The 12,031-nt window shown below is 26.0% G+C and carries 12 protein-coding genes; 4 read left to right on the top strand and 8 right to left on the bottom strand.

Features of this window, described 5'->3' with window-relative positions:
- Positions 1-157: 157 nt before the first annotated feature.
- The 5 genes from K0039_RS17705 to K0039_RS17685 all read right to left on the bottom strand — a co-directional run bounded on the left by K0039_RS17705 (position 158) and on the right by K0039_RS17685 (position 4,968).
- A complete protein-coding gene (locus K0039_RS17705) occupies positions 158-1,189 on the bottom strand; it encodes a hypothetical protein (RefSeq protein ID WP_228106397.1) in 1,032 nt (343 codons plus the stop codon).
- A 1-nt stretch (position 1,190) separates the two neighbouring features.
- Entirely contained in the window at positions 1,191-1,787 is a 597-nt protein-coding gene (locus K0039_RS17700; RefSeq protein WP_228106396.1) for a hypothetical protein, read from the bottom strand.
- Positions 1,788-2,250: 463 nt separating this feature from the next.
- A complete protein-coding gene (locus K0039_RS17695) occupies positions 2,251-2,871 on the bottom strand; it encodes an endonuclease/exonuclease/phosphatase family protein (RefSeq protein WP_228106395.1) in 621 nt (206 codons plus the stop codon).
- 286 nt (positions 2,872-3,157) lie between these two features.
- The gene (locus K0039_RS17690; RefSeq protein ID WP_228106394.1) at positions 3,158-4,087 is read right to left on the bottom strand and encodes a phage/plasmid replication domain-containing protein; all 930 of its coding nucleotides are present in this window, start codon (positions 4,085-4,087) and stop codon (positions 3,158-3,160) included.
- A 254-nt stretch (positions 4,088-4,341) separates the two neighbouring features.
- The gene (locus K0039_RS17685) at positions 4,342-4,968 is read right to left on the bottom strand and encodes a helix-turn-helix domain-containing protein (RefSeq protein WP_228106393.1); all 627 of its coding nucleotides are present in this window, start codon (positions 4,966-4,968) and stop codon (positions 4,342-4,344) included.
- Positions 4,969-5,127: 159 nt separating this feature from the next.
- Here K0039_RS17685 and K0039_RS17680 point away from each other — a divergent pair, with 159 nt between their 5' ends.
- Together K0039_RS17680 and K0039_RS17675 are read left to right on the top strand one after the other, a co-directional pair.
- Complete coding sequence (locus K0039_RS17680; RefSeq protein WP_198605090.1) at positions 5,128-5,301, top strand: hypothetical protein; 174 nt, start codon at positions 5,128-5,130, stop codon at positions 5,299-5,301.
- Between the two features lie 2 nt (positions 5,302-5,303).
- Positions 5,304-6,959: a recombinase family protein gene (locus K0039_RS17675; protein WP_228106392.1), complete on the top strand. Its 1,656-nt coding sequence runs from the start codon at positions 5,304-5,306 to the stop codon at positions 6,957-6,959.
- On the opposite strand, the gene rlmH is transcribed toward K0039_RS17675, so the two are convergent.
- The 3 genes from rlmH to K0039_RS17660 form a co-directional block, all read right to left on the bottom strand.
- Positions 6,886-7,365, bottom strand: a complete 480-nt coding sequence (rlmH, locus tag K0039_RS17670) for a 23S rRNA (pseudouridine(1915)-N(3))-methyltransferase RlmH (RefSeq protein WP_228106391.1) — start codon at positions 7,363-7,365, stop codon at positions 6,886-6,888. The genes K0039_RS17675 and rlmH overlap by 74 nt on opposite strands.
- Positions 7,366-7,509: 144 nt before the next feature.
- Positions 7,510-8,301 carry an MBL fold metallo-hydrolase gene (locus K0039_RS17665; RefSeq protein WP_228106390.1) on the bottom strand — a complete coding sequence of 264 codons (792 nt, stop codon included), beginning with the start codon at positions 8,299-8,301 and terminating at the stop codon, positions 7,510-7,512.
- Positions 8,302-8,389: 88 nt separating this feature from the next.
- On the bottom strand, positions 8,390-9,859 hold the full coding sequence (locus tag K0039_RS17660; RefSeq protein WP_228106389.1) for a M1 family metallopeptidase: 1,470 nt from the start codon (positions 9,857-9,859) through the stop codon (positions 8,390-8,392).
- A 93-nt stretch (positions 9,860-9,952) separates the two neighbouring features.
- Between K0039_RS17660 and K0039_RS17655 the strand changes: the two genes are divergently transcribed.
- Entirely contained in the window at positions 9,953-11,011 is a 1,059-nt protein-coding gene (locus K0039_RS17655) for a DnaD domain protein (protein ID WP_228106388.1), read from the top strand.
- A 15-nt stretch (positions 11,012-11,026) separates the two neighbouring features.
- Complete coding sequence (locus K0039_RS17650) at positions 11,027-12,031, top strand: ATP-binding protein (RefSeq protein WP_228106387.1); 1,005 nt, start codon at positions 11,027-11,029, stop codon at positions 12,029-12,031.

The raw sequence follows: 12,031 nt of genomic DNA, 5'->3' as shown, positions 1-12,031 counted from the left end.
CACTTCTATTTAAAGTTTGTTTATCAGACTTTGTGTAAACTTTATTAAAATATGCAATATAAAAAGGTTTAATCCTCTTTAGGGTTAATAGCTTAACAGGTTAATAATTAGAAGAAAAAACAAGTAGAAAATTAATTTTCTACTTGTTTTTTCTATTTTAAATATCTATGTTATAAGTTAATATTTTGATATTCATTCTTTCAAAATCAACTTCTGATAACCTATTAGCTCTAAGCATTTCAATAAGATAAGTATCTATTCTTTTTTCTTTAGTTCGAGGATTTATTCCCTTCTTATTTAAATCTTGGATAATTCTATGTTGTATTAATTCATTTAAGCATACCACTCTAAATTCTATATTAATATTATTGCCAAATAGCCGTTTCGTGGTATTGTATAAAATGCTATAATTTAAAGCTATTGTATAAGAATTTTTATTTGTAAACATATTAAAATAATAAGCAATAATTTTAGTTGTATCAGATTTTTTATTATATTTTATATTAGCTAAATATATATTCTTTCTACTTAAAGTAGCTATATTACTATTAAATAAATAATCCTCTTTATTTTTCCTATATTTCTCTTCACTTTTTTTTGAAATACCTTTTAAGTTACTTAGCCTTTTATTATGCTCATTTTTTAATAATTTAAAATCTTCTTCTATTTCTTTCTTATCAAAATATAGGTTTGTTTTATTTAATAGTCCCTTATAAAAGCTATACATACAATTATCCTTATATAAGATATTACAATTTAATTGACCTATAAATACTAATAGATTATCTAAAGTTAATTCTATATTATTCTTTTTAGCTGTAGGAATAATGGTTGTTAGTATAAACTGTACTTTCATAATATTTTGTATGTATCTTTTATTAGAATTTACTACACTTATACCAGCTACTTGTGAACTTTTATTAGCTTTCGCTAAGTATCTTATTGCGTATTTTTTAAACAATATAAATTTATTACTTGTCCCACTAAACTTTATTTTTTTTATTATTTCAGCTCTCTCTAATTCTTGGATTTCTTTTATTGCTTGAAACTTATCTTTTACTGCCCCTAAAGCAATTGATATCTCTATAAATTGCTTTTGTAACATCATTTTATCCCCAATTATATCTATTATCTTTAATACTTCTTCATACTTTTCACATATTAATTGTTTTCTTTCATTTGATACCATTTTACACCCTTTCTGTTTGATATGATTTTATGTTCATAATTTCAACAAACCTTTCCTTAGCTTGAATTTCTTCTTGTCCATATGAGTTTGTTATTACTTCAAAATATGTTTCTATTCCTGTTTCTTTATCCACATAAGCTCCATCTGGTGTTGAAATTAATTTTTCTTCTAACATTTTATTTATCTCTTCATATCTCTTATAATCAATTATTTTTATTTCCTGTAATTTTTCTTCAAGTTCTTGTCTTAACTCTGTTTCAGTTTTCCAATTTCCTCTTTTCTCCTCACTTAAAGAAAAGTATTTATTAGATATACCTAAATCGTGATTTATTGATTGTGCATTATAATGATTTTTTACTCCCCACTCTCTTTCTAATAATTGCTTTCCATATTTAGTTAATTTATACGCAACTAATTGTTCTCCATTATTTTTATTAAAAACTTCTTTTGTTATCAAGTTATCTTTTACATAATTACTTATCCTTTTATCTGCAATGAAGTTTTTTAGCTGAGCTTCTTTAACATGACCACACTTACTAATACTGGTTAATGCAAGTCTATCTCTATTATAAAAATTTTTAATTTTAGCTTTTGCCATTTAGAATTTCTCCTTTCATAAATTTACTTGTAAATTTTATTGTTTGAGCGATAGCTCAATTGCTCCACTTGGAGCAACATTCCCCAAAAGGGGCTGAACTTTTGAAAGCCATTTTTTAGGTTGTCGAAATGCAATGTAGCAACCGTTAATAAAAATGAGCTTTGTGGTAGAAGCCACTAAATGATTTAGTGAGTGCAAACTCGCTAAGAATGTGTGGATTGATACCCAAAAGTGAAGCCCCTTATCCCTCGTCTATCGCTCCACTACTTGATATATCTATTATTTAAACTACGTTTTATAGTTTCTATAATTGTAGTTTGTTCCTCATAAATTTATAACTTTCGCTTTTGAATTTATCTATTTTTCAACAAAAAAAGGAGCACACGCTCCTTTACTTTTAGTTAATAATATATTAATAGTATTCATTTAATATGCTTTATAAAATGAATTATCAATAATTTAATCATATATTTACTTTTACAAAAAGATATGCATGGTCTGAATATTCAGTCCACATAGATTTAGATTTTTTTTGTATCTTATTAACAAGTTGACTATTTCCAAATATATAATCAAACTTACGATTACGATGGGTAGCTTCTTTAGTTGTAATTTCTGTTAAATAGACTTTAAACTCTTCAAGATATTCTTTAAATACTGCTTGTTCATGAAGGTTAAAATCTCCTAATATAAGCGATGGGGTATTACTATGCTTATACTCTATAAATTTTTTATTAAGCTCCTCTAAGAATAATTTTTTCTCTCTCCTATTATTTTTTCTATTCCCGTTCATATCAGTTGTTTCTGCAAGAGGAACGTCAATACCCAAAATTTTTAAATTATAATCTGGAATTAAAATTTCGTTCCAATTTCTCCAACTATATTTTAATATATTTTGAGGTTTTTCAATAGGTAAACACTTCAGCTTAGATGCAATCAGCACACCATATCTCAAGGTACGTTCTTCCAATATTTTATCATAGTAAAAAAAAGAATATCCTAATTGTTTTAATCCTTCTTCAATTAAATCTTTCTTATAAAGATATTGAAATTCTTGAATAATTAATATATCAGAATTTTCCACTTCTATGACATTTAAATTTTTTTTATGTTACTTAACTTGGGCTTATCTCTATTAATTATACCACCATCTTGTATATTCCAAGTCATAATTTTCATTCGAGCTCCTCCTAAAATTCTATTTAAACAAATTCTAAATTATCTGCACTGTATCATAATATAATAATTATAACTAAAAATATATGCTAAAATATCAACTTTTTCCAAAATAGATTTTATAAAATAAAAACTTATTTCATAAACTTTCATTAAATAAAATATTATTTTATATTATGCTACTTCCTTTTATTTTAAGCACATATATTGAAAGGATTTTTTATATATGTAGGTGATTTCTTCAAATTTTTAGGTATTAATATAGGATTTATTTCAAGCTCATTTAAATACCATTTGTATTTCTTGAAAGAATATTTACTATATCGCTGTATTGTTTTTGTAACTCCATTTTGTGATATACACTTTAGAAATTCTATTAATTTCTCCTTATCACTTTCCTTTATATTACTACTATTAATTTTCTTTCTTGCTCCATATATCGTGTAATAATCGCCACTATGAATAAATATCTCTAAATGATTTTTTAAATAGCTGACATACAAACTTTCTTGTAAATATACATCTAAACATTTATCCATCTTATATATTCTTTTATTATAATTTAAATGGCTATTGCATAAGGAAACCTCAAACCTAAGTACATTTTTTTCATAACTACATATACCTTCTTTTTTACTTTTTCTTTCTTCCTCTTTATCATAAATTTTTGATTGTATGCTTTTACTATTATAATAAATTGTTGTTTCAAATTTATTATATTTTTTCTTAAACCCATATTTATCTATAGTTTTATTGTAAAGGTACATTAACACTTCTCTTTCTTTTAAATTAACTGAAACATCTAACCTATAATCAAGTCTTATCATAACTGGTTCATTATAACTACCTGTAATATCGGATATAAATTTATATATTTCAGAATTTATATTTTCTAAATCATCTGCTGTTATATCTGTCTTTTCCAATAACTTAATAAAATCTATCACAAAGTGGATTCTACAATTACCATACTCTTGTGCTATATAATTTATAGTAATCCCCTTACTTTCATATATATTATTGATTTTTACTATAGCTCTACTTATATCTTCAGTATATTTATCTTTTAAAAATTCTTTTTCTTCAGTTTCTATATTTATATAAAATTGTGCTGTATGTATCATAATTATTATTTCTCCTTTTCTATATACGGGAATACTGTCTCCCCTGTTATTTCAATAACTTTGAGTATATTTTTCATTGATTTTTTTCCCAAGTCAATCATATTTATATCTCTCTTAATCAACTAATCTTCTAATGCTTGTCATAATAATATAGTCTTTAATAAAAAATTTATATAATTTTTATGCACTATCATTTTTCTATAAGAAAAAAACACTTAACTTATTGCATATTCGCAATAAATCAAGTGTTCCTATCAATATCCTATAGAGTTTAAATATCCTTTTATTTCTAAATATTCTTCATCATCTATTGTCATAAAATACTCATTTGCTCCTTTTAAAAATATTTCTAACTCAAATTCCTTACAGCTATCCATTTCTAATATCCTCCCCTCTAAGACCGTTATATTTTCTGTTTGAAATTGTACTTTCATTAATTCTTTTATCTTTCTAACAAGTAAGTCATCGTAAATTGGTAACCTTACTCTGTATTTATTTTTTTTACTTTCAGCCACTATAAAGATATGTTGCTTTTCAAGTTCTGTACATATACCAACTAAATTTTCTAAAGCTTCTTTAATTGATAATTTATTTTTTGATATATCTATTAATATATTTGTTCCTTTTTTTATTAATACCATATCTTTTTGGTTCGTACTTATTTTAGACTCCTTATCTTTTAAAAAACTTTTTGCTAACTCTTCATATGGTATATTTAGTGCTTCTGCCAATGAAATTGCATGTTCTGCTGATGGAGATTTATTTACTCCATTCTCTATACGACTTATATATGATGCACTTATTCCTGTTAAATTTTCAAGTTCAGTTAATTTAAGTCCACAATTTTTTCTACTTGTTTTTATTAAATCTGAAAATTCCATTCTTTCTGCCTCCTTAAAACTTATATCCTAATATTAACACTTCACATTCCTGTGTGCAACTTTATTTTTACCTGTTGACAAACTTTATTTTTTGCTTTACTATTTACCTATAAGGAAATTCACATTTACTTTAACGTAAACAATAAGGAGGATTATAACATGACTACTAATGATATAGATAAACTAAATACTGAAATTGATTTATTCAATAAATTAGGATTAGAACATCCAAATACTAAATACATAAAATCAACTGAATTTATTAATGTATTATTTGATATAGTATCTCAAAATATAAATAATTATGAAACATCACTTGAAGGAGGTTTTTAATAATGATAAATAATAACAAAGAAATTAAAAATGTAGTAATGTATTGTAGGACAAGTTCAGAATTACAAGCTGATAATTTTTCAATAGCAATGCAAAAGAATGCTATTAAAGAATATTGTAATAAACATAATTATAACTTAGTAGGTGAATATATTGATGAATGTAAAAGTGGAACATCCACTAATAACAGAACTGACTTTAATAAAATGCTTAATGATATAAAAAATAATTCTACTATTTCTGCCGTACTTATATATAGAATTAGTAGAATTTCAAGAAGTTTAGCTGATACCGTTAATACAATACAATTATTAGACCATTATAATGTGAATCTAATAAGTACAGAAGATAATATTAACACAAGCGATATGTTTGGTAGAACTATAGTTTACATACTTGGAACTTTTGCAGAATTAGATAGAAATAATATTGTATCAACTTGTCGTTCTGGCATGATGCAACGTTCAAAGGAAGGGCTTTGGAATGGGGGTCGTGTTTTTGGATATAAGTCTAATTCAAAAAAAGAATTAGAAATTGTACCTGAACAAGCTAAAATTATTCAACAAATATTCAATTTATACTCAAATGAAAACTGGGGATATAAAAAAATAGCTTGTTATCTTAACTCTTGTAATCATAAAACACTCAAGGATGGTGATTGGTCTATTCAATCAATCAAGCAAATTCTTGATAATCCTATTTATATTGGATATATACGTTGGGGACAATATATTAATTGGAGAAAAACAAATAGAAATGGCAAGAATGATAATTACCAATTAACAAGAGGTATGCATCTTCCTATCATTGATGATAATACTTGGAAAAAAACTCAAGCTTTACGCAAAGTAAATAAAGATAAATTTCCAAAAGTATATGAAGGTGATTTTATTTTAACAGGATTACTTAAATGTCCTGACTGTGGTGCTTCTATGATTTCTCATAGAACTAAAAAGAAAAATAAAGTCAATGAATTTTATCGTTATTATCAATGCTCTAATTTTTTCAACAAAGGTGCTACAGTATGTAAATCCAATTTAATAAATGCAGATATTGCTGAAAAATATGTTTTAGATAAAATTTCTGAACTTATTAAATCTGATGAAATAATTAATTCCTTAATAGGTAAACTAAATAAAAAAAATTCAGTTGATATTGAACCTCTAAGTAAAACTCTTCACTCATTAAAAAATAGTTTAAAAGAAATTGAATTAAATAAATTAGATGCATTTAAAGAAAAGAGATTAAATAATATTGACTTTAAAGCCCTAAATGACTATATAAGTTTCTTAACAAGTGAGGAAAATAAAATATTATTAGAAATAAATAATATAGAAAATTCTATTGCTCAATTATCCTCTTATACTGACATAGATTCAAAAAAAATCACTGCAATATTAACCAATTTTAATTTAACTTTTATATCATCTACCATTGAGCAAAAGAAATCTTTATTACACTCAATAATAGATTCTATAAGTATTAACAAAGGTAAATCACCAAAAGAAAGAACTATTAATAAAATCAAGTTACATTTTGAGCCTGTAGATATACAGGCTCAAAAAATAAATAAAAAGTTTGCGACTACTTATGATACGGTTCACCGTTATTTATTCTATAAGATCTATAAATTTGTTCTAATAATATTAGTCTCATAAGCTGATGAGGGAAGGTCATCTTAGAAAAAGACAACTTATAATTAGCTCTTCTTAAAACCTCATCAGAAAGACCTAAAGATCCGCCTATAACAAATACTATATGACTAGTTCCTCTAACACCTAAACTATCAATTGTATCTGCCAATTCTTCGGATGATAAATTCTTTCCATCTATAGCAAGAGCTATAACATGAGAGTTATCTTTGATTTTACTTAGTATCTTCTTTCCTTCTTTATCCTTAATCATAAGCATTTCTTTATCGCTTAAATTTTCAGGAGCTTTTTCATCATCTAATTCTATTACTTCTAGCTTGCAATATTTAGATAATCTTTTTGAAAATTCATCTATTCCTAATTTTAAATATTTTTCTTTTATTTTTCCTACACAAACTATACTGATACGCATATTTTTCTCCTCTTATTAACTTTATCTTTTGAGCGATAGGTGTGTCTAAAGTCATATCAAAATGACTTATCAATACGTTGCTATAAGATATGTCTTCAGTTATATGAACTAATTTGCTCACATAGTGGCTCAAAGTTCACAATTTTACAGTTCAAAAACCTTTGAAACTTTATCTCTTGATAAAACTTCTAAATTTAAATCTTGTCCTATTATCATGTCATTATTGGCTAGCACATTCTTAGACGTAGCAAATGCCAAGTCTGGAAAATTATTTTCCTTGCTTAAATGAGCTAATAATATAGATTGTGCATTATTATTAATTAAATCTACACAGAACTTAGCTGCTTCTTCGTTTGATAAATGTCCACAATCAGACATTACCCTTCTTTTTAAACTATACGTATAGCTTCCCATCATTAGCATGTTTGGGTCATAATTAGACTCTAATACTACAAGTTTTGAGCCGTATAAATTTTGTCTAATGTTATCTGTTACACATCCTATATCCGTAGCAATTGACATTTTTTCCTGTTCTGAAAATAAATTATATCCTACAGCATCACTTGAGTCGTGTGGTATGGAAAAAGGCTTAATTCCTAAATCTCCTATACTGTATGTTTTATGATTTTCAAATACTTTCATATTGCCTTCTTTTATGTTTCCTAATTTATCTTTCATAGCACACCATGTTTTTACATTTGCAAAAATAGGTATGTCCAATTTTCTCGATAATATTCCCGCTCCTTTTATATGGTCAGAATGTTCATGTGTTATAAATATGCCCTTTATTTTTTCTATATCAGCATTTATATCATTTAAGCCTGTCATTATTCTTTTCCCACTAAGGCCTGCATCTATTAATATATTAGTATCCTTATAACTAACAAAGTGACAATTTCCGCTACTTCCACTTCCTATAGAACAATACTTCAACATGGTGCACCTCTTTTCTCTTTTTCTCATGAATTATATTATACCAAAAAAACAGAGCATTAAATTATTTTTCAATGCTCTGGCAAAAATTTTATTTACATTCCTTTATAATTTTTTCAATATCCACACCTTTACTCTTCCAAAGATCAACAAATTGAGGTCCATTTACATTTTTAAATTTATATGTACTATAGTATTCTTTTAAAGTATTAAAAAATACTTCATCTCCAACTTCTTTTCTTATTTCATTAAAAACTACTGCTCCTTTTGTATAAACACTTAGACTATATTCTGATGAATCTTTATAATCTGTTGTAGCCTTGAATATATCAGTTGTTTTATAGTTTCTTGTTTGAACTTCCATAGTTTTTATTAATTTATCTCCTGTTTCTTTTCCATACTTTTGTTCAAAATAAAGTATGGTTGAATATTCCGTCAATGCTTCATCTAGCCAAGGTTCATTAATTTCATCATTTCCTATAACACTGTACCACCATTGATGGGCAGTTTCATGAGCTATTACATACTCCAATAAAAATTTATTTTCCTTATTATATAAACCTTCATCTATCATAGATAACATGGGATATTCCATTCCTCCAATAAAGAAGTCACTGGCTACTACTGAATATGTATCATATGGATAGTCACCAAATAAATTACTAAAAATTTCTATGGACGACTTAGATATATCCAAAGCTTCTTTACTCATATCCTCATTTAAATTATATGTATTTATCACAATATCCTTATAATTAGCCTTATTTACTATAAATTTGTCACTTAAAATAAAAGCAAAATCTCTAACCATCTTACCATCTATAGTATATAATATCTTCTCATTGTCTGTTTTCTTCTCTGTTACTTTTCCTGTAGTTGCTAACTTATATTTTGATGGGGCTAATATTTGAACTTTAAAGTTGCTAGTATCACTATAAAATGGATCTCCTACAGTTTCATAACTTTTTAGATTCCATCCTTTATCATCATAAACACATGCTATAGGGAACCAATTTGTTACATTTACTGTATTATCGCCATAACCAAATCTTCCAAGGCAATTAGGTAATTTTACATTATATTTTAAGTCTATTTTTACTACTTCACTGGCTTTTAATAATTTGTTTAATTTAATCTCTAGAATATCGTTTTTATCTCCTTTTACTTCATACTTTAATTTTTCCTTATCACTTAATACATTTTTAAGATCTATATATCCTTCATTAAAGCCATTTGGATAAGCTCTGCTCATTTCTGAGTCTTCAAAAGGAACTGATTTTTCTTGGCAAAAAGCATTTGGATAAATATGTAGGTAAATTTTATCTAATGTAGTTTTCGTATTATTTATATAAACTAAACTTTCGTTGCATAAAATACGATTAGTTTCATCATCATATATTACATCTATAGTATATTCGCTTTTGTTTTTTTCATCTTTAAGTGTAAAAGTTTCTCTTTGATTAGTAAGTATAAATGTGCGTATACTTCCCCCTATAATGATTAGAAGAGCTAAGATTATAACAAATAATCTCCTTCTCTTTTTATCGAATTTAATAACCAATTTATACCTCCTTTTTAGTGAATATTTTTTTTTAAAACTTCCAATATAAATTTGTAATAGCTTTTATGTTATAATTGAAGCTGAGGTGATTGTATGTTTTTTTATAAAGAAGAAAATGATATAGATTTTGGGGAAACAACCATCCCAAATATCTTCATAGATATATATATGCCTATGGGTGATGGATTATACACAAAGGTATATCTTTTAGCATATAGGCAAATATGTTCTTCTATTCCAGATTCTAAATTTGATAATAGTTCTATTGCTAGAATTTTAGAAGTTCCGTTGTCAGATGTTATTAATGCATGGAAATTCTGGGAGAAGCAAAACATAGTAAAAATGCACAAAAATGATAGCCCGGATGCTTTTGATTATTCAATTGAATTTTTAGATTTAAAAAGACTCTATGTTGAAAATCTACAAATTAATACACCTTCTATTAAATCTAATAGTGATAGAATAGTTTCTGCTGGACATAATCCAAGCATAACTAAAATGTTTAATAGTATAAATCGTATAATAGGAAGATTTCTTGATCCTTCAGAAAAATTAAGAATACTAGACATTAGAGAAAAATTTAATGTTAATCCTGATGTTATTGTTTATGCTTATGAAACTTCAAAGCAGAATAATAATGGTACGCCTAAAAATCTTAATTATATTGAAGGTATACTTAGAAACTGGTATGACTTAGGACTTTATACTATTGAAGATATTGAAAATAATGTAATTGAAGATAAAAAGCGCTATGACATTCATAAGCTTATTTTTAAATCTCTTGGGTTTAATAGAAATCCTGGATCAGAAGAAAAAAGAATTATGGATACATGGATTGATAAGTACAATATGGATATAGAGGTTATATTAGAAGCTTGTAGCAAGTCCAAAAATACATCTAACCCTTCTATATCTTATATAAATGGTATAATTGAAAGATATAAAAAGAATAATGTTAAAACTTTAGATGATATAGAAAAATTAGAAGAAGAATTTAATCAAAAAAAACAACATCGAAAAAATACAACTTCAAATAATAACTCTATTCCTAAAGTTAAAACAAGATTCCATAATATCAACGAAACATTTAGAAACTACAGCCCTGAGGAATTAGAGAAAATTCTAAAAGAAAGTCAAAAGGGTAAATTTTAGTAGGTAGGTGGTTAAATGCAGGAATCAAAATTAAGAGATATTCTTACTAGTTACGAGAGAAAAAGAGATAAAGCAGATAGGCTACTAGAACAACGGAAAAATGATGTTTATAAACAAATTCCTAAAGTAAAAGAAATAGAAGATGAAATTAGCAAAGTTGGATTAGAAATGATGAAACTCGTTCTTAAAAATCCATCAAATAAGGAAGCTCTCACATTAGAAGCCAAGGAAAGAATCCAAGCTTTAACTAGCGAAAAACAAGCTTTATTAGATAGTTGGAATGTTCCTAATGGGTATCTTGATATTCAATATGAATGTAGTATGTGTAAAGATAGAGGATTTCTTTCAAACGGCAAAAAATGCAATTGTTTAAAACAAGCAATTATTAATGAGTCTTATAAAATGTCCAATTTATCTAGAATGTTAGAGAAACAAAATCAGTGTACATATGACGACAGCATTTTTTCAGAAGAAGTCGATTCAAGCACTGGTATTTCTCCTAGACAAAACATGCAACTAATTTTATCTGATTGTGATGAGTTTATCTATGATTTCGACAAGGATAATGACAAAAACTTATTGTTTTATGGAGATACTGGACTTGGCAAAACATTTATGTCTAGCTATATTGCCAAGGAACTTCTTGATAAAGGATATTTAGTAATATACCAAACTGCCTTTAAAATGTTTGAAATCATAGAAGAATATAAATTTAGAAATTCTGATCATCATTTATCAAGGGATGATTACGAAAATTTATTTGAGTGTGATCTTCTAATAATAGACGATTTAGGTACAGAACTTACTAACTCATTTACTATTAGTGAATTGTTTATAATTCTAAATACTCGTTTATTAAATGGTAAAAAAACTATTATTTCTACTAATCTTAATCCTGCACAACTTGGAGAACTTTATTCTCAAAGAATTTTTTCACGTATTTTTGATAAATTCAAAATGATTAAATTTATTGGTGCTGATTTAAGATGGCAAAATAAAATATCTAATTTAAATAAATAA

This window comes from Terrisporobacter mayombei (genome assembly GCF_020748465.1).
Lineage (GTDB): Bacteria > Bacillota > Clostridia > Peptostreptococcales > Peptostreptococcaceae > Terrisporobacter > Terrisporobacter mayombei.
Note: the sequence above shows the minus strand (reverse complement) of the source record. Positions and strands in the feature narration are given on the sequence as shown.